Annotated in this window: 23 protein-coding genes; 12 read left to right on the forward strand and 11 right to left on the reverse strand. The window is 69.2% G+C overall.

Going from position 1 to position 25,248, the window contains the following annotated elements; genetic code table 11:
- Positions 1–3: 3 nt before the first annotated feature.
- A complete protein-coding gene (locus HNR51_RS14835; RefSeq protein ID WP_182555434.1) occupies positions 4–630 on the reverse strand; it encodes an HdeD family acid-resistance protein in 627 nt (208 codons plus the stop codon).
- Between the two features lie 273 nt (positions 631–903).
- Entirely contained in the window at positions 904–1,086 is a 183-nt protein-coding gene (locus HNR51_RS27015; protein WP_182555435.1) for a hypothetical protein, read from the reverse strand.
- Between the two features lie 45 nt (positions 1,087–1,131).
- Between HNR51_RS27015 and HNR51_RS14845 the strand changes: the two genes are divergently transcribed.
- The 3 genes from HNR51_RS14845 to map all read left to right on the forward strand — a co-directional run bounded on the left by HNR51_RS14845 (position 1,132) and on the right by map (position 4,551).
- On the forward strand, positions 1,132–2,094 hold the full coding sequence (locus tag HNR51_RS14845) for an HlyD family secretion protein (protein ID WP_436629353.1): 963 nt from the start codon (positions 1,132–1,134) through the stop codon (positions 2,092–2,094).
- Positions 2,091–3,701 carry a DHA2 family efflux MFS transporter permease subunit gene (locus tag HNR51_RS14850; protein ID WP_182555437.1) on the forward strand — a complete coding sequence of 537 codons (1,611 nt, stop codon included), beginning with the start codon at positions 2,091–2,093 and terminating at the stop codon, positions 3,699–3,701. The genes HNR51_RS14845 and HNR51_RS14850 overlap by 4 nt, the downstream gene beginning before the upstream one ends.
- Positions 3,702–3,798: 97 nt before the next feature.
- The gene (gene map, locus HNR51_RS14855) at positions 3,799–4,551 is read left to right on the forward strand and encodes a type I methionyl aminopeptidase (protein ID WP_012453122.1); all 753 of its coding nucleotides are present in this window, start codon (positions 3,799–3,801) and stop codon (positions 4,549–4,551) included.
- Positions 4,552–4,563: 12 nt separating this feature from the next.
- Here map and HNR51_RS14860 read toward each other — a convergent pair whose 3' ends face one another.
- Entirely contained in the window at positions 4,564–4,992 is a 429-nt protein-coding gene (locus HNR51_RS14860) for a protein tyrosine phosphatase family protein (protein WP_182555438.1), read from the reverse strand.
- A 167-nt stretch (positions 4,993–5,159) separates the two neighbouring features.
- Between HNR51_RS14860 and HNR51_RS14865 the strand changes: the two genes are divergently transcribed.
- Entirely contained in the window at positions 5,160–5,534 is a 375-nt protein-coding gene (locus tag HNR51_RS14865; protein ID WP_012453120.1) for a restriction endonuclease, read from the forward strand.
- Positions 5,535–5,652: 118 nt separating this feature from the next.
- On the opposite strand, the gene HNR51_RS14870 is transcribed toward HNR51_RS14865, so the two are convergent.
- The gene (locus tag HNR51_RS14870) at positions 5,653–5,928 is read right to left on the reverse strand and encodes a hypothetical protein (protein WP_182555439.1); all 276 of its coding nucleotides are present in this window, start codon (positions 5,926–5,928) and stop codon (positions 5,653–5,655) included.
- A gap of 188 nt (positions 5,929–6,116) precedes the next feature.
- On the opposite strand from HNR51_RS14870, the gene HNR51_RS14875 reads away from it, so the two are divergent.
- From HNR51_RS14875 to HNR51_RS14885, 3 genes are all read left to right on the forward strand, one after another.
- Positions 6,117–6,680 (forward strand): PAS domain-containing protein, encoded by a 564-nt coding sequence (locus HNR51_RS14875; RefSeq protein WP_182555440.1) that lies wholly within the window; start codon positions 6,117–6,119, stop codon positions 6,678–6,680.
- A gap of 349 nt (positions 6,681–7,029) precedes the next feature.
- A complete protein-coding gene (locus tag HNR51_RS14880; protein ID WP_182555441.1) occupies positions 7,030–8,181 on the forward strand; it encodes an acyltransferase family protein in 1,152 nt (383 codons plus the stop codon).
- 95 nt (positions 8,182–8,276) lie between these two features.
- On the forward strand, positions 8,277–8,492 hold the full coding sequence (locus HNR51_RS14885; protein WP_012453117.1) for a DUF3606 domain-containing protein: 216 nt from the start codon (positions 8,277–8,279) through the stop codon (positions 8,490–8,492).
- A 25-nt stretch (positions 8,493–8,517) separates the two neighbouring features.
- On the opposite strand, the gene HNR51_RS14890 is transcribed toward HNR51_RS14885, so the two are convergent.
- On the reverse strand, positions 8,518–8,934 hold the full coding sequence (locus HNR51_RS14890) for a flagellar biosynthesis repressor FlbT (RefSeq protein WP_182555442.1): 417 nt from the start codon (positions 8,932–8,934) through the stop codon (positions 8,518–8,520).
- Between the two features lie 203 nt (positions 8,935–9,137).
- Here HNR51_RS14890 and HNR51_RS14895 point away from each other — a divergent pair, with 203 nt between their 5' ends.
- From HNR51_RS14895 to HNR51_RS14910, 4 genes are all read left to right on the forward strand, one after another.
- Positions 9,138–10,343, forward strand: coding sequence for a flagellin N-terminal helical domain-containing protein (locus tag HNR51_RS14895; protein ID WP_182555443.1), 1,206 nt, complete (start codon positions 9,138–9,140; stop codon positions 10,341–10,343).
- A gap of 183 nt (positions 10,344–10,526) precedes the next feature.
- On the forward strand, positions 10,527–11,720 hold the full coding sequence (locus tag HNR51_RS14900) for a flagellin N-terminal helical domain-containing protein (protein WP_182555444.1): 1,194 nt from the start codon (positions 10,527–10,529) through the stop codon (positions 11,718–11,720).
- Positions 11,721–11,939: 219 nt separating this feature from the next.
- Entirely contained in the window at positions 11,940–14,987 is a 3,048-nt protein-coding gene (locus HNR51_RS14905; RefSeq protein ID WP_182555445.1) for a penicillin-binding protein 1A, read from the forward strand.
- Between the two features lie 63 nt (positions 14,988–15,050).
- Positions 15,051–16,112, forward strand: coding sequence for a hypothetical protein (locus HNR51_RS14910; protein ID WP_012453112.1), 1,062 nt, complete (start codon positions 15,051–15,053; stop codon positions 16,110–16,112).
- 236 nt (positions 16,113–16,348) lie between these two features.
- Here the strand turns inward: HNR51_RS14910 and HNR51_RS14915 are convergent, their stop codons facing one another.
- The 4 genes from HNR51_RS14915 to ptsP all read right to left on the reverse strand — a co-directional run bounded on the left by HNR51_RS14915 (position 16,349) and on the right by ptsP (position 23,362).
- Positions 16,349–17,854, reverse strand: coding sequence for a carbohydrate porin (locus HNR51_RS14915; protein WP_182555446.1), 1,506 nt, complete (start codon positions 17,852–17,854; stop codon positions 16,349–16,351).
- A 161-nt stretch (positions 17,855–18,015) separates the two neighbouring features.
- Positions 18,016–19,740 (reverse strand): fructose-specific PTS transporter subunit EIIC, encoded by a 1,725-nt coding sequence (locus HNR51_RS14920; protein WP_182555447.1) that lies wholly within the window; start codon positions 19,738–19,740, stop codon positions 18,016–18,018.
- 109 nt (positions 19,741–19,849) lie between these two features.
- The gene (gene pfkB, locus HNR51_RS14925) at positions 19,850–20,797 is read right to left on the reverse strand and encodes a 1-phosphofructokinase (RefSeq protein ID WP_182555448.1); all 948 of its coding nucleotides are present in this window, start codon (positions 20,795–20,797) and stop codon (positions 19,850–19,852) included.
- 3 nt (positions 20,798–20,800) lie between these two features.
- Positions 20,801–23,362: a phosphoenolpyruvate--protein phosphotransferase gene (ptsP, locus tag HNR51_RS14930; protein ID WP_182555449.1), complete on the reverse strand. Its 2,562-nt coding sequence runs from the start codon at positions 23,360–23,362 to the stop codon at positions 20,801–20,803.
- A 214-nt stretch (positions 23,363–23,576) separates the two neighbouring features.
- On the opposite strand from ptsP, the gene HNR51_RS14935 reads away from it, so the two are divergent.
- On the forward strand, positions 23,577–24,560 hold the full coding sequence (locus HNR51_RS14935; protein ID WP_141950728.1) for a LacI family DNA-binding transcriptional regulator: 984 nt from the start codon (positions 23,577–23,579) through the stop codon (positions 24,558–24,560).
- Between the two features lie 29 nt (positions 24,561–24,589).
- On the opposite strand, the gene HNR51_RS14940 is transcribed toward HNR51_RS14935, so the two are convergent.
- Both HNR51_RS14940 and HNR51_RS14945 read right to left on the reverse strand, forming a co-directional pair.
- Positions 24,590–24,922 carry a BrnA antitoxin family protein gene (locus HNR51_RS14940; protein ID WP_239681632.1) on the reverse strand — a complete coding sequence of 111 codons (333 nt, stop codon included), beginning with the start codon at positions 24,920–24,922 and terminating at the stop codon, positions 24,590–24,592.
- Positions 24,919–25,191, reverse strand: a complete 273-nt coding sequence (locus HNR51_RS14945) for a BrnT family toxin (RefSeq protein WP_012453105.1) — start codon at positions 25,189–25,191, stop codon at positions 24,919–24,921. Before HNR51_RS14945 ends, HNR51_RS14940 begins: the two co-directional genes overlap by 4 nt.
- Between the last annotated feature and the right edge of the window lie 57 nt (positions 25,192–25,248).

The following is a 25,248-nucleotide window of genomic DNA, read 5'->3' on the forward strand; positions in this document are numbered from 1 at the left end:
GCGTCAGGGGCGCCCCACCTCCGCATGGCGCGAGCGCAGGCGGAAGCCGAGGATCAGCAGCAGCACGCCGAAGACCACCGCGTAGGCGCCGAGCCACCACGTCAGCACCAGCGCCGACATGCCGGGATTGATCAGCAGCGCGATCCCGAACAGCACCGAGACCACGCCGCCCAGGCCCAGCCACCAGCGCCCGTAATGCAGGTGGAGGCGGAAGGCCGCCGCGATCATCAGCCCGCCCGAGACCAGGGCCCAGGCCGCCACCAGAAGCACGAAGGCCCAGACGGCGGCGGCCGGCACGAGGAAGGCGGCGACGCCGACCACGATGTCGAGCAGGCCTTCGAGGAGCAGGAAGCCCCAGCGATCGTGCCGTTGCGCCGCCCGCACCGCGGCGACGATGCCGAAGATGCCGTCGACCAGCATGTAGGCGGCGAAGAACAGCACCAGCGAAAGCACGAAGGCGCCCGGCGCGACGAAGGCGATGACCCCGAACAGGATGGCGAGGAGGCCGCGCAGGGCGACCAGCCACCAGTTGCGCGCGAGCACGGCGCTCATCGCATCGAGGCGCGCCGGCCCGGTCAGGGGCACCCCGGACGGGGTCGTGGCCCCGGACGCGTCGGACGAACCGGCCATCTCACACTCCTCCGGCGAGATCGGATAAGTTTCGCTCACTCCTTGCCGCAACGCAGCGTGGCGCATCGCGTTCCCGGGATCCGCTGACGCGCCGTGTCGATGCAACCGTCGGAGGTGGAGCTTGGGATGGAACTTCGGTCTCGTTTGTGTCTTTGGCAATCGAGGCGGGTTCACCCGAGGCTCGGCCCTGTTCGGCCGGCTCTCTTTCGGCAATCATTTCCGATGCTTGACGATCAGCGGCAGGCTAAGCCGGCCGACGCGCCTGCGCGCCGGTCAGACGCCGAGACCACGCGGGCTGCCGAGGCGCGCGAGGCCGGCGATGCTCCCGGCGGGTTGCATCCAGACACCGCCCATCCCGGCGCGGACGATGCCCCGGATCGCGACGCCGCCGACGGTGATGACGGGCAGCGGGATCAGGAGCAGGGCGCAGGACGCCCGGGCGTCCTGCGCCGTCATCCCTGGTGGTTCGTTCTCGGCGGTCTCGCCGTGCTGGCCCTCGGTGTGGCCGTCTATTTCTACTGGCTGATCAACCTGCATCCCTACGAGACCACCGACGACGCCTTCGTGGATGCGCGCAGCTTCACGGTCGCACCGAAGGTCGGCGGCTACGTCGTCGCCGTGCCGGTGACCGACAACCAGCATGTCAGGGCCGGCGACACGCTGTTCCAGATCGACCCGCGCGATTATCGCGTCGCCCTCGAACAGGCCGAGGCGCAGGTTCAGGCGGCCCAGGCCTCGATCCGTAACGTCGATGCCCAGATCGAGGCGCAGAAGGCGCAGGTCGAGGCGGCCAAGGCCCAGGTGGAGACGGCGCAGGCGGCGCTGACCTTCGCCGAGGAGGATGCCGACCGCTACCGGAAGCTCGCCGAGCGGGGTGCCGGCACGATCCAGCAGTCGCAATCCTCGACTTCGACCCTGGAACAGCGCCAGGCCTCCCTGGCGAACGCGAAGGCGAACGTGGTCGCCGCCCAGAAGCAGATCGGCTCGCTTCAGGCTCAGCGCGCCAGCGCCGAAGCGCAGCGTGCGCAGGCGGAGGCGCAGCGCGACCAAGCCCGGCTCAACCTCGGCTACACCACCGTGACGGCCGCGCAAGGCGGCCGCGTGGTGCGCCTCACCGGTGCCGTCGGCGAATACGCCCAGGCCGGCCAGAGCCTGTCGATGTTCGTGCCCGACGAGATCTGGGTGACGGCGAACTACAAGGAGACGCAGATCACCGACATGCGGCCGGGCCAGCCCGTCGACATCACGATCGACGCCTACCCGAACCGCCGGATCACCGGCCGGATCGCCTCGGTGCAGCCGGGCTCCGGCACCGCCTTCAGCCTGCTGCCGGCGCAGAACGCCACCGGAAACTACGTGAAGGTGACGCAGCGCATTCCCGTGAAGATCGTGGTCGACAACTGGCCGAGCGATGTCGCGATCGGCCCCGGCATGTCGGTCGTGCCGAGGGCCCACGTCCGGTGAGCGGCTCGGCGGCCCGAACTGCGGGCGGTCAGGCGAAGGCTCCGGGAGGCCACAATCCCTGGATCGTCGCGCTCGTCGTGGCGCTCGCGACCTTCATGGAGGTGCTCGACACCACGATCGCCAACGTCGCGCTGCGCTACATCTCCGGCGCCCTCGCGGTGGGGCCGGATGAATCCGCCTGGGTGGTGACGAGCTATCTCGTGGCCAACGCGATCACGCTGATCGCATCGAGCTTCCTCGCCAAGCGCTACGGCCGCAAGGCCTTCTTCATGTGGAGCGTGGCCCTGTTCACGCTCTCGTCGGTCCTGTGCGGCTTCGCCTGGAGCCTGGAATCGCTGCTGTTCTTCCGGGTGCTCCAGGGGCTCGGCGGCGGCGGCATGGCACCCCTGGCGCAATCGATCCTGGCCGATTCCTTTCCCCCCGGGAAGCGGGGCCAAGCCTTCGCCCTCTACGGGGTCGCCATCGTGGTGGCGCCGGTGATCGGCCCGACGCTGGGCGGCTGGCTCTCCGACAACGCCTCCTGGCACTGGTGCTTCCTGATCAACGGCCCCGTCGGCGTGATCGCGCTGGCGCTGATGTACTGGTTGATCGAGGACAGCGAGGCGGCCAAGCGGGAGCGGCGTGCCCTGCGGGAAAAGGGGATACGCTTCGATCTCGTCGGCTTTCTTCTGGTCGCGACCTTCCTCGGCTCGCTCGAGGTCATCCTCGACGAGGGCCAGCGCAAGGATTGGTTCGGCACATCGACCCTGATGAACGTGTTCGGCGTGCTCACCGTCGTCTCGTTCCTGGCGATGATGCCGTGGCTGCTCACCGCGAAGAACCCGGTCATCGATCTCAGGCTGCTCAAGCGGCGGCAGTTCAGCGCCTGCTTCGTGGTGATGCTCTTCACCGGCGCGGTGCTGATCTCCACCACGCAGTTCATCCCCCAGATCACCCAGGAATATTACGGCTACACCGCCACCTTGTCAGGGCTGGTGCTCGGGCCCGGCGGCATCATGACCGTGGTCTCGATGCTCGTGGTCGGCCGCGTCTCCTCCTTCATCCAGCCGAAATGGCTGATCGCCGCGGGCGGGATCATCGTGGCGTTGGGCCTCTACGACCTGACCCGGCTCTACGGCGACACGACCTTCGGCTTCTTCGCGTGGTCGCGGATCTATATCGGCATCGGCCTGCCGATGATCTTCCTCTCGGTGACCTCGGCCTCCTACGAGGGCCTGCCGAAGGACAAGACCGACCAAGCCTCGGCGCTCATCAACGTGGCGCGCAATGTCGGCGGCTCGATGGGCGTATCGCTCGCCCAGAACGTGCTGGCCTATCGCAGCCAGTTCCACCAGAGCCGGCTCGTGGACACGCTCGATCCCTCGAGCCCGGCCTACCAGCAGACCCTGTCCCAGGCGACGCGCTACTTCCAGCAGCACGGCTTCGCCGGCCCCGACGCGCAGAACCAGGCGGTCGCCTGGATCGGCCAGCAACTCGCGACCCAGGTCGCCTACTGGGCCTATATCGACGTGTTCTGGGTGCTGGCCGTGCTGACCGCCGGCCTCGTGCCGCTGGCGCTCATCCTCAAGACGGTGAAGCTCGGCGGCGGCGCGCCGGCGGCGCATTGAGACGCGGCCCGCGCCGCCTCGACGGTTTCGCCGGGCCCCGCAAAGATGGCAGAAGCGCGGGGTCGGAGCCTCCTCCGGCGGTGCGGAGGGCGCCGGCATGACGGTATCGAACGACGACGAGTTGGCGGGGCTGAAGCGGATCGGACGCATCGTCGCCGAGACGCTGGAGGTCATGGGCCGGGCCATCGAGCCCGGCATGACCACGCGCGACCTCGACGGGGTCGGCCGGGCCTTCCTGGAGGCGGCCGGAGCGCGTTCGGCGCCCGAGACGGTCTACGGCTTTCCCGGGGCGACCTGCATCAGCGTCAACGAGGAGATCGCGCACGGCATCCCGGGCGACCGCCGGATCGGACCGGGTGACTTGGTCAATATCGACGTCTCCGCCGAGAAGGACGGCTACTTCGCCGATACGGGCGCCTCCTTCGCCGTGCCGCCGGTGACGCGCCGGGTCGAGCGGCTGTGCAAGGACGGGCGCCGGGCGATGTGGGCCGGCCTGCGTCAGGTCGGCGCCGGCAAGCCGCTCTCGGGCATCGGCCGGGCCGTGGGCACCTTCGCCGGCAAGAACGGCTACACCCTCGTGCGCAACCTCGCGAGCCACGGCGTCGGCCTGTCGCTGCACGAGGAGCCCACCGAGATCGCGACCTGGCCCGACCCGTCCGAGCGCCGGATCATGACGGAGGGGATGGTGCTGACGGTGGAGCCGTTCCTGTCGCTCGGTGCCGACTTCGCCGAGGACGGCGGTGACCCCTGGACCCTCTACAGCCGGCCGCGCGCCCTCACGGTGCAATACGAGCACACCGTCGTCGCCACGCGCAACGGGCCGCTGATCCTGACCATGGCGGGGGCGTAGCGGGCTTGTCCGTCAGCCGGCGTTGGCGTCGAGCCAGCGCTCGGCGCCGGAGAGGTCGAAGCCGTGGCGGGCGCCGTAGGCCGCCACCTCATTCCGCGCCATGCGTCCGGCGAGCACCTCGCCGATCGCCCAGAGCGTCAGCGAGCGCGTGCCGCTGCGGCAATGGGCGACGACCGGACCCGGCGCCGCCTCGACCGCCGCGTGGAAGCGTTCCACCGCCGCGCGGGTGATCGTCGGGCCGGTCACCGGCAGGTCGAGGTAGTGCAGGCCCGCCGCCTCCGCCGCCGCGCGCTCGGCCGCCGAACCGGGCTGGCCCGGCTCCTCGCCGTCGGGACGGTTGTTGATGAGGAGGCTCACGCCCTCATCCGCCAGCGCCGCGATCTCCGCCGGGCTCGGCTGCCCGGCCACGGAAAGCTTGGAATCGATCGTCGTCCGTTTCATGCCGCGCATCCGTGCTGCCGCCCGTGCCCAGGGGTAGCCCGCAGCCTTCCCCGCAACAAGACGCGCACGGGAATCGCGTCGGCGCACGTGACGCGGCCAGCGGTGGGAGCCGGGTAGCCTTCCACCCGTTTTCCCGCCGGGGCTGGGGCAGGACGGGGAGATACGGCGTGGTGGGGCGGCGCTCTCGTCGCTGGCGGGACGAGGATCCGGAGACGCACGGACCAAAGCCGGCGACGGTTCCCGTCTGCCCGCTCTGCGAGCGGCCGATCCCGCGCCACGCGCGCCAGAGCCTGCATCACCTCACGCCGAAGCTGAAGGGCGGCGCCCACGGAGCGACGGTGCGGCTCCATCAGATCTGTCACTCGGCGATCCATGCCCGCTACAGCGAGGCCGAGATCGCTCGCCGCCTGGCCGAGGTCGAGGCCCTGCGTGCCGATCCCGAGATCGCCCGCTTCCTCGAATGGGTGCGGGGCAAGCCCGACGATTTCCACGCCCCCACCCGCCTGACCCGCGCGCGGCGGGGCGACCGGTCATCCCACTGATCGGCCTGGAAGCGGACGAGCGCCGATCCAGATCCGGGTGATCTCTTCGCGAAGGGCGGATGCGGGCCCTACTCGAGTGCTCCCGCCAGCCGATGGGTTCGATCGAGCAAACATCGCATCAATCTTGAAGCTGCGTCGTAAGAAGCCGTTCGATGAGAGCGATCAGCGCGTCCCGCTGTGGGGTTTCTTCCTCACGGCGCATGAACAGAAAGACGCATTCCTCGATCGACGTCTGACCGTCATCTCCGCCGCTTCGGCGCACGATGGGTTTGCCCTGCGCATCGAGTGTCAAGATCCAGCGCGTTCCAGCCGGATCGACATGCAGGTGGTAACAATCTTTTGAGTTGCGGAATGCGGCAACTGGAACGCCGAGCACATCCGCGAGTTCACGCAAGCGATTCGATTTCGTCACAGGAACGGACCTGTCCTGATTCCGGGGAGGGTATACGCTCATGGCCCTCGACTGTCCGTGCTCTCAGGTAACGTCATCCGAAAAATGATGCAGGTTTCTTCATTGGTCACTATCTTGGATTAACGTGCGAAGGGTGTCGCGGTATGCCATTTGATACACGTCGATATTGGATGGGATCATTACCTGACGCTCTTATTGCCTCCCAAGTTGGAATTTGGGAAACAGACCTCGGCAATGATCGAACCGTTGCCGACGCCGTCACGGCCGCGTTGTTCAATCTCGATTCGATGCAGGCCGCGCTCGGATTGCCCCTGGCGGCTTATGTCGAGGCGATCCTGCCGGCCGACCGGGAGGCGTTTTTTACCAGCCTCGATCGCGTCAGCGAGCATGGCGGCGTGTTCGTGGGTGAATACCGCGTCAGCTCGGGTGCGAGAGGGGTGCAGTGGGTCCTCGCCCGGGGCCATTTCGAGCGCGATGAGCAGACGGGAGGAGTCGTCGGGCGCGGCATCGTCGTCAACACGACCGAAAGCAAGCCCAACTGGCCGGTCGAGGATCGCACGTTCTTCGCCCTGCACAAGAACGAACCGCCGCTCGAGCGTCTCGCAACCTACGCGCTTCAGGCACGGCGCGCGGTCGACGACGTGGGTGAGCACGAGAGGTCCGCGCTGCGGCTGGCGGTCGATTCTCTGCTTTGGGCCGTCGGGCGCGCCATCGCCAGACAGAACCATTTCTGAGGATTGGTTCACCGCTAGCGAACCCTGTCCGCGCGGGGGGCGAAGATTTCTCTTTGAAGACTTTCCTTTGCGGCATGGAACGAAGGAGCGGCCTTGAGCTGATCCCAAAGCCATTCCCGTATGGATCGGTTCCCGGCCTCGAGCCGGAACGTCCGCCGAGAGTGTCGGCGCTATCCCTTCGAAAAATCCGCCGCGAGCCGGCAGCCGCCGCCAAGGATCTCGACGAGCCTTGGCAAGGCCCTTGGCGGGACATTAACCGCGCAGTGAGATCGCCGCGTGGCGCTGGGCCGCCCTTAACCCTCGGATGCGACGCTCGAGGCTCGATCCTCTCCGCACGAGGTCCATCCCCATGGACGCAGCGCCCAGTGTGGCCACCCGGCCGATCCGTCCGCTTCCCGAGGAAGCCGCCCGGCTCGCCTGGGTCGATGTCGCCAAGGGCCTGTGCATCATCCTCGTCGTGATGATGCATTCGACGCTGGGCACCGGCGAGGCCCTGGGCGGCGAGGGCGTCCTGCACGATGTCGTGGAATTCGCCAGACCGTTCCGGATCCCCGACTTCTTCCTGCTCTCGGGCCTCTTCCTCGGACGGGTGATCGACCGCGACTGGCGCCTGTTCGCCGACCGGCGCGTGGTCCACTTCGCCTATTTCTACGCCCTGTGGGTGGTGATCCAGTCGCTGTTCAAGGCCGGCGCGATCGTGGCCGGGGCGGAGGGGCCGGCGGACAAGCTCGCCGCCTTCGGCCTGCACCTCGCCGAGGCGCTCGTCGTGCCCTACTCGACTCTGTGGTTCGTCTACCTGCTGGCGGTCTTCTCGGTGGTGACGAAGCTGCTCCACCGCCGGGTGCCGCCGGCCGTGCTGCTCGTCGCGGCGGCGGTGCTGCAGATCCTGCCCACGAGCGGCTTGCCCGAACTCCTCGACGAGTTCTGCGAGCGCTACGTCTATTTCCTCGGCGGCACCCTCTTCGCCGAGGCGATCTTCCGTTTCGCCGACGGGGTGCGCGCGCGGGCGGGTCTGGCACTCGCCGGCCTTGCCCTGTGGGCGGTGCTGGAAGCCGTGTTTGTGTTCACGCCGACGGGGATCGAAGCGGCGCCGACGCTCGCGCGCCTGCCGGTGGTAAGCCTCGCGCTCGGCACCGTCGGGGCGCTCGCCATCGTCGCCTTCGCCAGCCTGATGACTCGGGCGGGCGGGCCCGTCACCGCGGCCCTGCGCGCCTGCGGCGAGCGCTCGATCGTAATCTATCTCGGCTTCTTCCTGCCGATGGCGCTGACCCGCACCGTGATCGTCAAGTTCAACGAGGCCCGGCCCGATCTCGCCCTCGATGTCGGTCTCGCGAGCCTGATCGTCACCGCGGCGGCGGTTCTCGTCCCGCTCGGCTTCGAGCGGCTGGTGCGCGGCACGCGCCTCGACTTTCTGTTCCGGCGCCCGGCCGCCTTCCACATCGCGCCCGCGCCGGCCTCTCCGGCGCGCCTGCGGCCGGCCGCAGCCCCGCGCGAGGCGTGAATCGAAGGGCCCTGCCGGAACCATCCCACCCCGCCCGCCGGTTTCGTTGCCATTGGCCCGCGTCTGCGTGCGGGCGCGATCGGGAGAAGCGGGGCATGGTGCAGGAAGCGTCCGACGAGGGGCACGCGGTCAGCGGCGATCCCGCCCAAGTGATTCTCGACGCGCCGCGCGACCGCGCCTACTGGGCGCGGCGGTTCGAGGTTCCCGCCGAGCAGGTGCAGGCGGCGGTCGAGGCGGTCGGCTCCGATGCCGCCCGGGTCGCCGCCCATCTCGGCAAGCCCTGGCCCTACGAGAAGAGCGGCATCGTCTGAGACGGCCGGGCTCGCGCGGCGCCGCTCAGCCCTGCGGCGAAGGCTCGGCGGAGTGCGCCGCGAGATGGTCGAGGAGCTGGCGCTCGTAGGCGATCAGCTCGCGCCCGCGCTTGATCGCGCGGTGATACTGGTGCGCCGAGAGCTCATCCTGGATCGCGAGGATGTAGGGCCCCATGCTCGGCGAGGCCTTCATGATCTCGGTCGCTTGGCGCACGAACAGATCCTCGGCCTCCGGCGGGTTGTCGGCGAGATAGATGAACTGGAGCGTGACGCAGAGCCGCTTGGCGGCGGTGTCGGCTTCGGACTCGGTGAGGATCTCGCTCTCGCGCAGGAACTTGCACTGGTTCTCGATCACGAAGGTCGAGCGGCGATCGCCGTTGCGGATCAAGGCGCCATTGATGATCAGCCGCTCCTGCGGCTTCAGTTCGATGCGCAGTGCCATGATGAACAAATCCTTGGAGGGGCGAAACGAAGCAAAAGTCGTGAGCTTCTCTTAACCATGATCGCAGGGCCTTGCGCGATGCTTGGGCTCGACAGGCAAAAGCGGCGGAATCGGACGATCGGATTAAGCTCTCGGCAAGGCGCAGGATGGAGGGTCCGGGTGTCGCCAAAAGGGCGGCATCAAGACCCACAAGGATCGCCCCCATGTCTTCCGGCATCACGCTTTCGGCCGCCACGCGTCAGAACCTGCTCTCGCTGCAGGACACCTCGGCCCTGACCGCCACCACCCAGAACCGCCTCGCCACCGGCCTCAAGGTTTCCTCCGCCCTCGACAACCCCGTCAACTTCTTCACCGCGCAGAACCTGTCGAACCGCTCGACCGATCTCGGCGGCCTGCTCGACGGCATCTCGAACGGCATCCAGGCGATCCAGGCGGCCAACCAGGGCATCACCTCGATCCAGAAGCTGATCGACTCGGCCAAGTCCACCGCCAACCAGGCGCTGTCGACCCAGATCACCACCACGGGCACGGCGACCAGCGATTTTACCGCCTCCAGCAGCAGCGCCACCACCGTCAACTTCTACGTCAATGGCACGGCCAAGACTGCGAGCATCGGCGGTACCGTCACTGCTGCGACGATCGACGCCGCCATCACTGAGCTCAACACGCAGGCCGGCTCGACGATGTTCTCGAAGGACACGACCGGCAAGAAGATCGTGCTGAACGCCAGCGCTGCCGTGGAGTTCAAGACTTCGGCCGATCAGACCGCGCTGGGCTTTGCCGCCGGCTCGACCTCGACAGCGAACAAGTACGGTTCCAGCAACGATACCATCAGCGCCGGCACGGACCTGACCGTTTCGGGTGTCGAAGCCCGCAAGAAGCTGGCCGAGCAGTACAACAGCCTGCTGACCCAGATCACGCAGCTCGCCAAGGATTCGAGCTTCAACGGCACCAACCTGATCAGCAACGGCGACGCCTCGAACAAGCTGCACATCGCCTTCAACGAGAAGGACAGCTCGAACCTCGACGTGCAGGGCCAGGACCTGACCTCCGATGGTCTTGACCTCGACGCAATCACTGGCAATTCGGGTGCGACCGCGGACGGCAAGGGCAACTTCCTGCTCGACGCCGACATCAAGGGCACGCTGACCAAGCTGTCGTCCGGTTCGGACACCCTGCGCACGGCGAGCTCGACCTTCGGCTCGAACCTCTCCGTCGTGCAGAACCGTCAGACCTTCTCGAAGAACCTGATCAACGTGCTCGATACCGGCGCGGCAAACCTAACCAACGCCGATCTCAACCTCGAGGCGGCCAACTCCCAGGCGCTCTCGACCCGTCAGTCGCTCGGCATCTCGGCGCTGTCGCTCGCGAACCAAGCGCAGCAGAGCATCCTGCAGCTCCTGCGCTGATCCCGTCGCCTGAGACGTCAAACATTGGTGAATGAGACGGCTGGGACCTTGTCCCGGCCGCTCTCTCGTTGGAAAATCGAAGAATCTGCGCTCAGGAAGGGATCGTTAACGCTACGGCAACCGAATGCGTGGTGAATTAACCCTAATGCCGGGTCGGTATCGATCTGAACGGGGTTGTTACCCATGTCTTCCAGCGTCACGCTCTCCGCCGCCACGCGCCAGAACCTGCTCTCGCTGCAGGACACTTCGGCGCTGACCGCCACCACCCAGAACCGTCTGGCGACGGGCCTGAAGGTCTCGTCGGCCCTCGACAACCCCGTCAACTTCTTCACCGCGCAGTCCTTCAACAGCCGCTCGGGCGACCTCGGCTCGCTGCTCGACTCGATCTCCAACGGCATCCAGACGATCCAGGCGGCCAACCAGGGCATCACCTCGATCCAGAAGCTGATCGACTCGGCGAAGTCCACCGCCAACCAGGCGCTGTCGACGCAGATCACGACGACCGGCACCGCGGCCAACGACTTCACCGCCGCGACCAACGCCACCGTCACCTTCTACGTCAACGGCACGAGCAAGACCGCGACCATCGCCACCGGCGATACGATCGACACGGCGATCACGGCGCTGAACACGCAGGCCGGCTCGACGATGTTCTCCAAGGACACGACCGGCAAGAAGATCGTGCTGAACGCCAGCGCGGCGATCGAGTTCGCATCGACGGCCGGTCAGACGGCTCTCGGCTTCACCGCCGGGACCGGGACCGACACGGCCAACAAGTACGGCACCGGCAACACGGCCGCGAGCAACAGCGCCAACCTGACCATCTCGGGCGTGGAGACCCGCAACAAGCTGGCCGAGCAGTACAACAGCCTGCTGATCCAGATCACGCAGCTCGCCAAGGATTCGAGCTTCAACGGCGTGAACCTGATCAGCAACGGCGATCCCTCGAACAAGCTGCACATCGCCTTCAACGAACGCGACACCGCCAACCTCGACGTGCAGGGGCAGGATCTGACGGCCGACGGCCTCGATCTCGATCCCATCACCGGCAATTCCGGTTCGACGGTGAACGGCCAGGGCAACTTCCTGCTCGACGCCGACATCAAGGGCACGCTGACCAGCCTGACCGGCGCCTCGGACACCCTGCGCACGGCAAGCTCGACCTTCGGTTCGAACCTCTCCGTGGTGCAGAACCGCCAGGACTTCACCAAGCGGCTCGTCAACATCCTCGATACCGGCGCGTCGAACCTGACCAACGCCGACCTCAACGAGGAGGCGGCCAATTCCCAGGCGCTGTCGACGCGCCAGTCGCTCGGCATCTCGGCGCTGTCGCTCGCCAACCAGGCGCAGCAGGGCATCCTCCAGCTCCTGCGCTGATCGGCGTCGATCCTCGCGGGGCGGGTGGATTTCGGGGGCGATCGCGCGAAGCGGTCGCCCCTTTCTCGTGAGATGTCCCTCCATCGACACCCGACGGCGGCGCAATCCCGCCCGGTGGCGTTCAGGCAAGCGCGTCCATAAATCAGCCGCGTTGTGCGCCGCTTGATCGGCGCCGACACGCTGTCCGTCGCGTGCCGGCCCGGGGTCCCTACACGTTCGATGAACGCCATCCTGATCAAGCTGTTCGCGACCGCGCTGACCCTGTCCCAGGTCACGACGCGGCCCGACGCGGTGCGGACCCAGTTCGATCCCGCCAAGGACGGCGCGGAGGTCGTGGCGATCCTGCGCGACGGCTGCGCCCACATGCGCAAGTCCTTCGACATCGAGGACATCAATCTCGACGAGCTGATCTCCACCGCGATGGAGGATCCGAGTGCGGTGGCCGGCGATAACGCGCCCAAGATCCTGCACGGGCTCGATCTCACCGAGCTGAACACGAGCTACAAGCAGTTCTGCAAGGGCGAGAACCCGGCCAATTCGCCCTTCGAGGCGGGAGCGGTGATCGCCTTCTACAACAACGCCGTGAAGGATCTGCCCTCGGCCGAGGCCCTGCGCGACATCAAGCTGCCCAGCGCCAGCGTGATCCTCGATGCGGCGGGCAAGCCCTATTCCGAGACCTTCGAGACGCATGGGCGCCGCCTCGTCGTGCCGATCAGCGGCGTACCCGACCTCGTGCAGAAGGCTTTCGTCGCGGCCGAGGACAAGCGCTTCTACCAGCATCACGGGATCGACGAGCGCGGGGTGATCCGCGCCTTCGTCGGCAATCTCGCCTCGCCGGGGCGCCCGGCCGGCGGCTCGACGATCACGCAGCAGGTGGTGAAGAACCTGTCGGTGGGCGACGACGTCACTTACGAGCGCAAGATCCGCGAGATGATCGTGGCCTCGCGGCTGGAGCGCCTCCAGACCAAGCCGCAGATTTTGGGGCTCTACCTCAACGGGATCTATCTCGGCCGCGGCGCCTACGGCATCGAGATGGCCGCGCGGAGCTGGTTCGGGAAGTCGGTGGGCGCGCTGACGCTGCCCGAGGCCGCCCTGCTCGCCGGCCTGCCGAAGGGGCCGAACTACTACAGCCCCGACAAGTACCCCGAGCGGGCGCGGGAACGGCGCGCCTACGTGCTCAGCCGGATGAAGGAAGAGGGCACCATCACCGAGGCGGAGATGAATACGGCGATGGCCGCGGATCTCGGCATCAAGCCGCCGGACGCCGCGCGCCAGGATTCCGGCTTCTACCTCGTCGATCATCTCGCCCGCGAGGCGCGAACCTTCGCCGGGCTCGAATCGCTCACCAACGCCTCATACACGCTGCGCGCCACGGTGAATGCGGGCCTGCAGAGCGCGCTGGAGGGCGCGCTGCAGGAGGGCCTCGCCACCTACGAGCGCGGCACCGGCCGCGCCCGCTACGAGGGGCCGGAGCTGAATCTGTCCGAAGCGATCAAGCGGATCGAGGCCGCCGCCCCCGTGCCGGAACCCGCCGCCGAGCCGGCACCCGCGCCCGAGGCGCAGAAGGGGAGCCGGAAGGCGGCCGCGGCGAAGGCGCCGGCCAAGTCGGCGGTGCAGCCCGCAAGACAGCCCACAAGGCAGCCCTCTTGGCAGCGCGCGCTGATCTCCGCCCGGCCGCCTCTCTACGACGTGCGCTGGCCGCTCGCCGTCGTGCTCCAGACCGGCAAGAACGGCACCCGGGTCGGCCTGCCCGACGGCCGCATCGCGAGCCTGGAGCCCGGCCCGGCGCGCGGAAAGCTTCAGCTCTACGACGCCGTGCGGGTGCGCCTGCGCGAGGGCAAGGGCAGCCCCCGCGCCGACCTGCGGGTGCGCCCCACGGTGCAGGGTGCGGCCATCGTGCTGGAGAACCGCACGGGCAAGATCCTGGCGATGAGCGGGGGCTTCTCCTATCCCCTGAGCCAGCTCAACCGGGTGACGCAGACCGTGCGCCAGCCGGGCTCGACCCTGAAGCCGCTGACCTATCTCGCCGCGCTGAACGCCGGGCTTCAGCCCAACACCCTGGTGATGGACGCACCCGTAACCCTGCCGCCCATCGGCGGGGTCGGCGATTCCTGGTCGCCCAAGAACTACGACGGCGGCGGCTCGGGGGCGACGACGATCCGGCGCGGGCTCGAATTCTCCAAGAACCTCGTCACCGCCCGCCTGCTCCAGGGCGGCATCGCTCAAAAGGCGCCCGACAGCCTGCAGCGGGTCTGCGACATCGCGCTGGAGGCCCAGCTCTACGCCGAGTGCGAGCGCTACTATCCCTTCGTGCTCGGCGCCCAGCCGGTGCGGATGATCGATCTGGCGAGCTTCTACGCCGCCATCGCCAACGAGGGGGCACGCCCGAGCGCCTACGCCCTGGAGGCGGTCGAGCGCGACGGCCGGCCGGTCTACAGCCATCCCGGCAAGGCGCCGGTGCGGATCGGCTCGGCCGACCGGGTCGCCTTCTACCAGCTCAAGACCATGCTCCAGGGCGTGACCCAGCACGGCACCGCCGCGGCGCTCTCCGGCATCTCTCCCTACGTCGCCGGCAAGACCGGTACGTCGGAGAACGAGAACGACGCGTGGTTCGCCGGCTTCTCCAACGAGATCACCGTCGTCGTCTGGGCCGGCTACGACAACGCCGACGGCGTGCGCCGCACCCTCGGCCGCGGCCAGACCGGCGGCCACGTCTCGGTGCCGATTGCGCGGGCGATCTTCCAGGCGGCCTGGGCCAACGGCGTGGCGCGCACGCCGCTGGCGCCGCCCTCGCCCGAGGCGAAGGCGCTCATCGCCGACCTGCCGATCGAGCCGCGGAGCGGCCAGCGCGTGGCCGGCGGCGGCGTCATCGAGCATTTCCGCCTCAAGGGGGGGCAGGTCGCCGACACCCAATACGCGCTGGTGCCGCGCGACACGCTCTACGCCATGCGGCCCGATGCCGAGGACGGCGATTACGGCAATGCCGAGGACGGAGCGGATGTCGCGGGCGACCTCTTCGGCAACCTGCCGGGTGGGCGCCGGCCCACCGAAGACCCCTTCGCGCAGCGGCGCAGTGCCGAGACGGACGACCCCTGGGGCCTGCGCCGCGACCGCAGGGAGGAGCCGCAGGCTTGGCCCGGCCGCGACCGCTACGGGCAGGTCAATCCGGTGCCGTTCGGCTCGCCCTTCGACGATGACGGCGGCGCCCGCGCCCGCCAGCGCCGCCGCGATCCCGACTACCTGTTCGGCGACGATCCCGGCTACTGACGCCGCCCTCTTCGACACCGTCTCACCGTCTCTCCCGCCTCATCGTCTCTCCCGAGGTCCGCTTTGCCCAGGCAGTTTCCGGCCGCCCTCCTCGTCGCGCTCGCGCTGGCCGTGCCGGCCCGCGCGCAGGAAGCGGCCAAAGATCTCCCGAAACCCGCCGCCCTGGTCTCCGACCGGGTCAAGGACGTGCCGGCCCTCCAGCCCGCCGATGCCGCGACCCTCAAGCCCGGCACGGTGCTGTTCAGCGACCATCGCGAGGCCGCCTCGACCAACCCGGAGAGCGGCCTGATCGCCTTCGAGGCGTGGCGCAAGGCCCGGCCGCAGGAGGCCGCGGCGCTGAGTCCCTGGCCGGGCTACACCGAGCCCGACTACACCCAGACGGTGAACGGCGTCGCCAAGCAGCGCCACGAGGCCCTGAAGGTCTACGTCGCGGAAGGCCGCTTCGTCGTTGCCAAGCCGCCTTCCGCCATCGATCTCGCGGCCTTCGCCAATCTCGACTTCCTGGCCAAGATGGACCCGGTGATCCGCCACAAGCGGCTGGAGCCGGCCGAGGCGACACCGACCAAGGATCCGGCCGCCGCCTTCGCGAAGCGCCCCGATCGGCCCTGGTGCGGCGCGGGCGGCGTCTGCATCGAGTCACGCTACGATCTCGAAGGCAAGCTGCCGCTCGGCGTCAAGCTCGCCAACAAGCTCGAACTCGGCACCTCGAAGAAGGTCGCCGAGTTCGTCTCGTTCCAGAGCGAGTTGCGGGTGCTGCCGCCGGCCGAGGCCGCGGGCCTCGCCGCGCTCACGAAGATCGACACCCCCGTCGCCGGCGGGCTCGAACAGACGATCTTCTGGGTCAACCAGATCCTGCGCTTCGGCAAGTTCCTGGCGGTGATGCAGCCGGCGCCCGACGATCCGAACCGGACCGTGGTGACGACCTACATGGCGCTCGCCATCAAGGCCGACGTGCTGGAGCGCAAGCAGGAATATGCCCGCGTGCCGGTGCTCAAGAACCTGCTGCCAGTGCAGGTCCTGATGGGCAATTCCTCGTTCAACACCGGCACCTCGATCAGCGCCGGCGTGCCGACCTACGCCCGCAACCGCATCGTCGCCTTCGCCGACGCCCTGGCGAAGCGCTGAACCCGCCATCGGCGTCGCCCGCTTCTCACAAGGCTGTGAGCAAAGGGGGGGCTGTCTCCGGAAGGCCACAGACAGGGCGTGGTATATTGCATATTCTACTGCGACTCGTTCCTGAGACCGCGAGTCACCTCAGCCGGCGCGCCCTAAAGGCGCGCCGCTTTTTCTTAGAGCGCATTCCGACGAAGTGGTTGCCGGTTCGTCGAAAGAATGCGCGACTGAACAATGACCGAGAGCCCTCACGGGCTCCCCGGCCCCTTGGCGAGGCCGGCCAGCGTGAACAGGTCCACCGAGAGCTTGGCGCCGACGACGAAGGCGTCGGGGATGTTCTTCGGGTAGAACGGAAATCGGGTCTGGTCGGGGTTGACGATGTATTGCAGGTTCGGCGTCAGCCGGATCGCGGGCGAGACCTGGATGCCGTAATTCAGCTCCATCATGATCTGCTGCCTCGGGATGGCGCGGAACAGGCCGAGCGAGGCCTGCGCCGCCTCGATGTTGCCGAGCGCCAGCGGGCTGAAGGCCTGCGTGTTGATGACGAAGCCCACCGTGTCGTAGGGGCGGCCGGCGAAGGTGCCGGTCTGGAGCGCGCCGATCTCGAGGAAGTAATCCTCGACCAGCCGGCCCCCGGTGCCCGCCATGGCGACCCCGAACAGGGTCAGGCCCTGGATGCCCTTCGGGTCCGGGCGCCAGACCATCTGGTCGAAGCGGGCATAGACGCCCGAGCGCCCGAACCGCGTGGCCGGCGACAGGCCGGTGAGCACCCGACGCCCGCCCGCCGCATCGAGCACGGGGTCCGTGTAGTCGGAGCGGTCGATCCAGCCGCCGATGCCGTAGTTGCGGGGCAGTTCGTCGTTGGCAAACGTCGTCGAGTAGCCGAGTTCGAACGGCACGATCGCGCCCGTCGCACCCTTGGTCGAGAAGTCGAGGCCGTTGTCGCCGGGCTGCTGGTGCAGCGGGTTCACCTCGTAGGCGCCGACATGGAAGAACACCCGATCGGTCAGCCATGCCTTGGCGTGGCCGCCCCAGCTCGCCACCGGCCAGAAGGTGAAGTTCGAGGTCTTGAAGACGAAGGTCGGGTTGCCGCAGGCGGAGTTCGTCTGGAAGTTGCAGTAGATCGGCGAGTTGAGGAAGTTGATGTTGGCCACCAAGCGTCCGACCTCGATGTCGAGGCGGTTGTCGAACAGCTTCTGCTGATAGGAGAGCAGCGTCAGCCGCGTGGTCTGGCCGCCGCCGAAAATCTCCTGCACGCTCGTGTTGTTGCCGATGCGGTCGTCGGCGAGGTTGCGGCCGTGGCGATTCGTGACCGCGACGTGGAACGAGCCGCCCTCGATCCCGGCGAGCCGCTGCAGGTCGCCGTCGATGCCGAAGAAGAGCTGCCCGGCGTAAGCCGAGCCCTGGCGGATGCCGCCGATCGGGTTGGCCGCCGCCTGTCCCGTATAGTTCAGGAGGAGCGAGAGGCCGTTGCCGAGATCGAACGTTCCCGGCGACAGGGCGGGGGGCGTCGCGGTCTGGCCGAGCACGTCGGCGGCCGCCGCGGCGCTGCCGTCATTGCCGAAAGGGCGGGGACGCGGCGCCCGCCGCGCGACCCGGCGCAGGGCCGGGCGCCGGACGAGGGCGGGGGCGCCGTTCGCCACCTGCGCGAGGCCCGGCGGCGCGGGCGCGTCCTGCGCTTCGGCCGATGTCGCGCCGATCCCGAGTGCGGTGCAGAGGCCGAGCGCGGCCCATGCTGCCTTCCCAGCGTTCATGTCGTCCCCCCTCCGATGATGGCCCGGTTCTGTTGTGTGACACCCGTTTCGGGACGCAGCTCGGGCAATATCTTACTTTAAGTTGCAATTTCGAGCGGCCAACGGATGCGTCCGCTGCCCGCGGGGCGGCGGCGCCGGTTGGTCCGGCGCCGTCCGTCCGCTCAGGCGGCCCGCTTCTTGAGGAGGCCGACCAGAAGTCCCGTCACGAGGGTGCCGGCGGCGAGCGCGATCAGGGCACCCGTCACGTTGGTGACGGCGTTCGGGATCGGCAGCACGAACAGGCCGCCATGGGGCACCTTGAGGGTCACGCCCGAGGTCAGGGCGATGGCACCCGCGACGGCCGAGCCCGCGACCATGGAGGGGATCACCCGCAGCGGGTCGGCGGCGGCGAAGGGGATCGCGCCCTCGGTGATGAAGGCCGCCCCGAGCACGGCCGCGGCGCCGCCGGCCTCGCGTTCCGGCGCGGTGAAGCGGGACGGGAACAGGCGGGTGGCGAGCGCGATGCCGAGCGGGGGCGTCATGCCGCCGAGCATCACCGCCGCCATCGGCGCATCGACGCCCGAGGAGAGCAGTGCGGCGGCGGAGGCGTAGGCCGCCTTGTTGATCGGCCCGCCCATATCGACCGCCATCATCCCGCCGAGCACGAGGCCGAGCACGAGGGCGCTCGCCCCCTGCATGTCCTTGAGCCACTCTGTGAGCGCGGCGAGCACGGCGGCCACGGGCACGCCGACGACGTAGACCATCAGCAGGCCGGTGACCGTGGTGGCGAGAAGCGGCAGGATCAGGACGGGCTTCAGGCCCTCCAGATTCTTGTGCAGGCGGATGTGCCGGGCGAGGAAGCGCGTGGTGTAGCCGGCGATGAAGCCCGCCGCGATGCCGCCGAGAAAACCCGCCTGGAGGTTCGCCGCCAGCATGCCGCCGATCATGCCGGGCGCGATGCCGGGCCGGTCGGCGATGGAATAGGCGATGTAGCCGGCGAGCGCCGGCACGATCAGGGCGAAGGCCGCCTTGGCACCGATCTCACCCAGCGCGTAGCCCAGCGTGCCGGCATTCTCCGGCTTCATCGCATCGATGCCGCCGAACGCGAAGGCCAGCGCGATCAGCAGGCCGCCCGCCACCACGAAGGGCAGCATGAAGGACACGCCGGTCATCAGGTGCTTGTAGGCGCCGGCTTGCCTCTCGGCCGCCGCCGGGCGGGCGGGGCCGTCCGCCGTCGCCTCGGTGCCGCCGGCTGGCTGCATCTGCGCTTCGGCGAGCGCGGTGGCGATCAAACCCTTGCCGTCGCGGATCGCCGCCTTGGTGTTGGTGGCGTAGACCCGTTTGCCGGCAAAGCGTGCCCGGTCGACCCCGGTATCGGCGGCGATCAGCACGATATCGGCCGCGGCGATCTCCGGCGCGGTCAGCGCGTCGCGGGCGCCGACCGATCCTTGCGTCTCGACGCGGATCGCGTGGCCGAGTGCCTGGGCCGCGGCCTGGATGCCCTCCGCCGCCATGAAGGTGTGGGCGATGCCGGTGGGGCAGGACGTGATCGCCACGATTTTTTTCGGGGCTGTCGCCGCGCTCGCGGCGGGGGAGGGGGCCTCCGTCCCGGCGCGGAGGCGGTCGAACACGGCGTTGACGTCGGTGAGCACGTCCTCGATCGCCGCGCGGGCCCGGTGCAGCGCCCCGAAGCGGGCCTCGCCGAGATCGCCCTCGCCGACGAGCAGAACGGCTCGCGCCTCGGCGATGGCCGCGTCGGAGAGCGGGTTGCCGCTGGCACCCTTGCCGCGGAGTTCGAGGGTGATCGGGGTGTTGCGCCGCCCGGCCGCCTTGCGCAGGGCCTCGGCGGCGAGGACGGCGTGGGTGGAGAGGTCTCCGCCTCCCACCACGGCCAGAAGCTGTGCCATGGGTTTCCTCCTCCGGTTTCTTGGCGGTTTGGTTTCTTGGCGGTTTGGTTTCTTGGCGCTTTGGTTCGGCCGTCCGCCGTTGGTCTCTCGCCCGCTGAGGGAGGGGTTTTCAGCCGAGCCGCTCGACCTGGATGTCGGCGGCGATCGCCTCCACCTCCGCCCGCGGCGGCAGGTTCGCCCCCGTGCGGCTGAGCTTGCCTGCGGCGAAGGCCAGCGCCCGGCGGGCGAGGTCGGGCAGGGGCAGGCCGTCATGCAGTCCGGCGACGAGGCCGGCGACGAGGGCGTCGCCCGCACCCACCGTGCTCGCCACCCGCGTCGGCGGCGGCAGCGCCCGCAACGCGCCCTCCGACGAGACGAACAGCGCGCCCTCGGCACCCAGCGAGACGCAGACCAGGGCGATGCCGCTGCGCTGAAGATGGTGGGCGGCGTCGAGCACGTCCGCGAGCGTGGGAAGCGGGCGCCCGGCCCATTCCTCCAGCTCGTGCCGGTTCGGCTTGATCGCGTCGGGCAGGCTGTCGCGCCCCGCCGCGAGGGCGGCGGCCAGCGCCGGGCCGGAGGCGTCGAGGACGACGCGGGCGCCGCGCCGCTTCAGCTCGGCGGTGAGGCGGGCATAGATGTCGGGGCCGAGAGAACGCGGCAGGCTGCCGGCGAGCACCGCGAGGCTGCCGGGGCCGGTGAGGTCGGCGAGCACGGCGCGCACCGCCTCGACGGTGGACGGGCCGAATTCGAGCCCGGGCAGGTTGATGTCGGTGGTATCGCCGCCCGATGCATCGAGCAGCTTGAGGTTGGTGCGCGTCTCGCCGGGGATCCAGACGAAGCGGTCGTCGATGCTCTTGGCCGCCAGAAGCTGCGCGAAGGGGGCGGCGTTGTCCTGGCCGAGCACGCCGGTGGCGGCGATCGCCAAACCCCAATCGGCGAGGCAGCAGGCGACGTTGACGCCCTTGCCGCCGGCATCCGACCAGACCGAGCGGGCGCGGTGAACGCTGCCGGGCGTGAGCGCGTCGAGGGTGACGGTCTGGTCGATCGCCGGGTTGAGGGTGAGGGTGACGAGACGCATCGCTCAGGCTCCGGGCGCGGCTTTGTCGAGGGCGCGGACGGCGGCCGCGTCCTCCTGCGCGCAGGCTTGTCCCGCGAGCGCCTTCAGCTCCGTCATGTCGCAGGCCCGCAGCCGCGCCTTCACGCCGGGCAGGTCGCGGGGCGTCATCGACAGTTCGTGGACGCCGAGTCCCGCGAGCAGGCAGGCGCCGAACGGATCGCCCGCGATGCCGCCGCAGACGCCGACGAAGCGCCCGTGCCGGGCGGCGCCCTCGCAGGTGAGCCGGATCAGCCGCAGCACCGCCGGGTGGAGCGAGTCGGCCTCCGGCGCGAGTTCGGTGTTCTGGCGGTCGATGGCGAGCGTGTACTGGGTGAGGTCGTTGGTGCCGATCGAGAAGAAGTCGCAGTGCCGGGCCAGCACGTCGGCCTGCACCGCGGCGGCCGGCACCTCGATCATGATGCCGAGCGGCACCTCCGGCGCACCGACTTCTGTGCGAATCTCCTCACAGATCTCCCGAAGCCTCAGCACCTCGGGGACCGAGGTGATCATCGGCATCATGATCGAGAGCGGTGCGTCCTTGCCCCTCGGCGCGTCGGCCCGCACGTGGTCCTTGGCCGCCCGGTAGAGGGCGCGCAGTTGCGGCGCCATCAGGTCGGGCCGGCGCAGCAGCAGGCGCGCGCCGCGCACGCCGAGAAAGGGGTTTTCCTCTTTCGGCAGGTGGAGATGGGCGACCTGCTTGTCGCCGCCGATGTCGAGGGTGCGCACGATGAGCGGACGGCCCGCCAGCGCCTTCAGCATCGCGGAATAGGTCGCGTACTGGTCGTCCTCGCTCGGCGTGTCGCCCCGCTCCAGGAACAGGAACTCGGTGCGCATCAGGCCGACGCCTTCCGCGCCCTGATCCAGGGCGAGGGGCACCTGTTCCGGGTTGTTGACGTTGGCGCCGATGGCGATGCGGTGGCCGTCGCGGGTCTGCGCCGGCATCGCCCGCTCCCGCGCCTCGGCTTCGGCCTGTTCGCGCTGGCGGGCCTGCCACGCCCGCGCCGAAGCGATGTCGGCCTCGCTGGGGTCGAGGTAGAGGCGGCCGGTGGTGCCGTCGAGAATCGCCGTCGCGTGGTTGGCGAGTGCGAGCAGGCCGGGGCCGCCCGCGACGACGGCCGGAATGCCGAGTGTGCGCGCCAGGATCGCGGTGTGCGAGGTCGGCCCGCCTTGCGCGGTGACGAGCCCGATCACGCGGGCCGGATCGAGGCCGGCGGTGTCGGAGGGGGCGAGGTCGGGGGCCACCAGGATGCAGGGCACGTCCGGCAGATCGTGGCCGCTCTTCAGGGCCGGGTCGATCTGCGCCAGAACCCGGCGGCCGACATCCCGCAGGTCGGCGGCGCGCGCCGCAAGTACCGGATTGCCGAGCGCCGAGAGCTGGCCCGCCATCCGCTCCACGGCGGCATTCCAGGCGAAGGCCACGCCGTGGCCCTCGACCATGAGCTGGCAGGCCAGCGTGATCAGGTCGGTGTCCTTGATCAAATCGGCTTGCGCGGAAAAAATGCCGGCATCGGCCTTGCCGAGGCGCCGCTCGGTGTCGTCGGCGAGCGCCTTGAGCTGGCCGCCCGTCGTCGCGAGCGCCCGGTGCAGCCGGTCGGCGCCGGAGGTCAGCGGCTCGGGCTCGTCGGGCACCGCGACCTCGGAGGCTGCCAGCACGTGCACCGGGCCGATGGCGAGGCCGGGGCTGGCGCCGATGCCGGCCATCGCCCGCGGCGCGTCGGCCGGGTTCCAGCCGGCCACCGGGGCGGCGGCCTTGGCCGCGGCCTCCGCGGCGCGCTGGGCGGCGGCCTTCTCGCCGGCGCTTAAGGACGTCACCGCGGCACACATCTTGGCGAGTGCGCCGGCCTCGTCGTCGCCCTCGGCGGAGATCGTCACCTCGTCGCCGCAGCGCAGGCCCAGCTGCAAAAGGGCGATCAGGTTCTTGGCATCGGCCACCCCATCGCCGTGGCGCACCTGGATGCGGGCGGGCAGCGCGCGAGCGGTCTCGACCCAGTGCGAGGCCGGGCGCGCATGCAGGCCGGTCGGGTAATCGACGGTCCAGTCGAAGCGCTGGCGCAGGTCGGTCGCCGGGCCCGACGCGGCCGGTGCGGCCTTGTCCTCGGTGAGCGCCGCGGCGATGTCCGCCTCGCGGCCCGTGGTGCGGAGCTGTTCGAGGCGCGCCTCGTCCTGGATCAGGCGGGTGAGGCGGCGCAGAACGGTGATGTGCGTGTCCGATTGCGCGGCGATGGCGACCACGAGATGGGCGGTCTGGCCGTCGTGCCATTCGATGCCGCCGGGGATCTGCAGCACCGCGAGCCCGCTCTCGCGCACCAGATGCCGGTCGTCGACCATGCCGTGGGGAATGACGACGCCGTGACCGAGATAGGTGTTCGCCACGCCCTCGCGGCGCAGCATGCTCTCGCCATAGGCGCCGTCGATGCAGCCGGCGGCGGTGAGCAGGCCGGCGGCCTCGCGGATCGCGGCCTCCTTGCTCACGGGGGCGGCGCCGAGGCGGACCAGCAGCCGCGGTCCGGTGCGTTGGGGCGAAAATGTCGGCGTCAGCGCGAGCATGGCGTGCTCTCCTCGACCTAGGGGACGCCCCGGGTTGTTCGGCCGGGTGCGGCGGTCTCTTCGGCCTTCTCTGGCCCGACCTGTTGTGTTCAATGAAAACGTTTTCACAACTTGTGTCAAGCAGCGGCCTGCAACAAAGTGCAAGCGAGGCGCTTGCAGCCATGCCCGCGCAGTGGCAAAACCGTTCCATGCCGATGAAAACGTTTCCTATCCGATGAGCGTCGGAATCCGCGACGTGGCCCGCGTGGCGGGGGTCTCGACGGCAACGGTGTCGCGGGCGCTCGGGCGTGGGCCGGTGAGCGACGCCGTGCGCGAGCAGGTCGAGGCGGCGGTGCGCGCCACCGGCTACCGGCCGAACCTCTCGGCCCGGCGCCTGCGCTCGAAGGCGGCGCAGACCATCGGCCTGATCGTGGCCGACATCCGCAACCCGTTCTTCACGGCGGTGAGCCGGGCGGTGGAGGATGCCGCCTACGCCGCCGGGATGCGGGTGATCCTGTGCAACACCGACGAGGACCCGGCCCGCGAGGCGATGTATCTGCGCCTGATGGAGGAGGAGCGCGTCACCGGCGTGATTTTCGCGCCCACCAAGGTGACGGCGGACGGGCTCCGAGCCGACAGCCTATCTTTCCCCACGGTGTTCATCGACCGCTCCGGGCTGCCCGGCGCCCATGACAGCGTGGTGCTCGACAACGCGGCGGCCGCCGCGTCCCTGGTCGATCACCTCGTCGCGCAAGGGTTCAAGCGGATCGGCGGCCTGTTCGGCTCCACCAGTTCGACCGCGCGGGAGCGTCAGGCCGGCTACGCCGCGGCGATGGCCCGCTACGACCTCGCGCCGCTCGCCCGCTCCGTGGCGCCGAATGCGACCGCGGCGGAGACGGAGGCCACGCGCTGGCTGTCACAGCCCGATCGGCCCGAGGCCCTGATCCTGTCGAACGGCCTGATGCTGATGGGGGCGGTGCGGGCGACGCGAACCCTTGGGCTCGCCGTGCCGAAGGATCTCGCGCTCGCGGGTTTCGACAACGAACCCTGGACCGATCTGGTCGAGCCCGGTCTCACCGTGATCGAGCAGCCGGTGGCCGAGATCGGCGCCCAGGCGATGCGCCTCCTGTTCGAGCGCATCGAGCATCCGGGCCAGCCGGTGCGCAAGGTGACGCTGAGCGGGCGCGCGGTGCTGCGGGGCTCGACGCGGCGGGGGTGAGGACTTGTGATCCAGTGCCCGCTGGCGCGTTATCCTGCCTTCGCCTTGCCACTCAGACCGACACTCGGTTTCTTGCCGCGGTCTCTCGGGTGAGTTTTCGGCAACGCGCGAAGCTCCTGCGCGCCTCGGCTGAGGCACTCGTTCATGCGGGTCTGCCAGCCGTCGCCCGTCGCCTTGTAGGTCTCGACCACATCGGCATCGAGGCGGATCGTCACCGGCACCTTGGGCGCCTGCGATTTCGGGCGCCCGCGCCGCACGGATGCGACGGCCTCGAACTGCTGCGGGGTCAGAACTGCACGGGCCGGACGCATCTCGGCGAGCTGCACTTCGGTCAACTCAGCCGTATCGTCCTCGATCGTCACGGATGCCTTGCGAGCCATACGCTGCGCTCCTGTTTTGTCGCCTTGCGCAGAGAGATGACTCGAAAGCCATCCTCGGTCGGCGAGAAGACGAGAAAGACGACCTCGCGTCCGATCTTGCCGAGTGCCTGGAAGCGCGGTTCCGCATAGGTCTCGCGGACATCCTCACGCACGAGAGCGGTGTCGAAGTCGAACCGCTCCGCCATGGTGAAAGGCATGCCGCGTTCTTGGCGGTTCCACTCACTCTTGGCGGCATCGAAGGTGATCGGCACGATTTATCGTACGTACATCAAAGCGACTGAGCAAGCACCTCGATGGACGCCTGGGGT

Origin of the sequence: Methylorubrum thiocyanatum (assembly GCA_014138645.1) — a bacterium.
Taxonomy (GTDB): Bacteria; Pseudomonadota; Alphaproteobacteria; order Rhizobiales; family Beijerinckiaceae; genus Methylobacterium; species Methylobacterium thiocyanatum.

Excerpts from the sequence above, each read along its gene's own strand:
- HNR51_RS14890 (WP_182555442.1), bottom strand. The coding sequence starts at position 8,934 with ATGGCACTGCGCATCGAACTGAAGCCGCAGGAGCGGCTGATCATCAAT.
- HNR51_RS27015 (WP_182555435.1), bottom strand. The coding sequence starts at position 1,086 with ATGACGGCGCAGGACGCCCGGGCGTCCTGCGCCCTGCTCCTGATCCCG.
- HNR51_RS14935 (WP_141950728.1), top strand. The coding sequence starts at position 23,577 with ATGAGCGTCGGAATCCGCGACGTGGCCCGCGTGGCGGGGGTCTCGACG.
- HNR51_RS14920 (WP_182555447.1), bottom strand. The coding sequence starts at position 19,740 with ATGGCACAGCTTCTGGCCGTGGTGGGAGGCGGAGACCTCTCCACCCAC.
- HNR51_RS14915 (WP_182555446.1), bottom strand. The coding sequence starts at position 17,854 with ATGAACGCTGGGAAGGCAGCATGGGCCGCGCTCGGCCTCTGCACCGCA.
- HNR51_RS14860 (WP_182555438.1), bottom strand. The coding sequence starts at position 4,992 with ATGAAACGGACGACGATCGATTCCAAGCTTTCCGTGGCCGGGCAGCCG.
- HNR51_RS14885 (WP_012453117.1), top strand. The coding sequence starts at position 8,277 with ATGGTGCAGGAAGCGTCCGACGAGGGGCACGCGGTCAGCGGCGATCCC.
- HNR51_RS14900 (WP_182555444.1), top strand. The coding sequence starts at position 10,527 with ATGTCTTCCAGCGTCACGCTCTCCGCCGCCACGCGCCAGAACCTGCTC.
- ptsP (WP_182555449.1), bottom strand. The coding sequence starts at position 23,362 with ATGCTCGCGCTGACGCCGACATTTTCGCCCCAACGCACCGGACCGCGG.
- HNR51_RS14880 (WP_182555441.1), top strand. The coding sequence starts at position 7,030 with ATGGACGCAGCGCCCAGTGTGGCCACCCGGCCGATCCGTCCGCTTCCC.
- HNR51_RS14835 (WP_182555434.1), bottom strand. The coding sequence starts at position 630 with ATGGCCGGTTCGTCCGACGCGTCCGGGGCCACGACCCCGTCCGGGGTG.
- pfkB (WP_182555448.1), bottom strand. The coding sequence starts at position 20,797 with ATGCGTCTCGTCACCCTCACCCTCAACCCGGCGATCGACCAGACCGTC.
- HNR51_RS14875 (WP_182555440.1), top strand. The coding sequence starts at position 6,117 with ATGGGATCATTACCTGACGCTCTTATTGCCTCCCAAGTTGGAATTTGG.
- HNR51_RS14905 (WP_182555445.1), top strand. The coding sequence starts at position 11,940 with ATGAACGCCATCCTGATCAAGCTGTTCGCGACCGCGCTGACCCTGTCC.
- map (WP_012453122.1), top strand. The coding sequence starts at position 3,799 with ATGACGGTATCGAACGACGACGAGTTGGCGGGGCTGAAGCGGATCGGA.
- HNR51_RS14895 (WP_182555443.1), top strand. The coding sequence starts at position 9,138 with ATGTCTTCCGGCATCACGCTTTCGGCCGCCACGCGTCAGAACCTGCTC.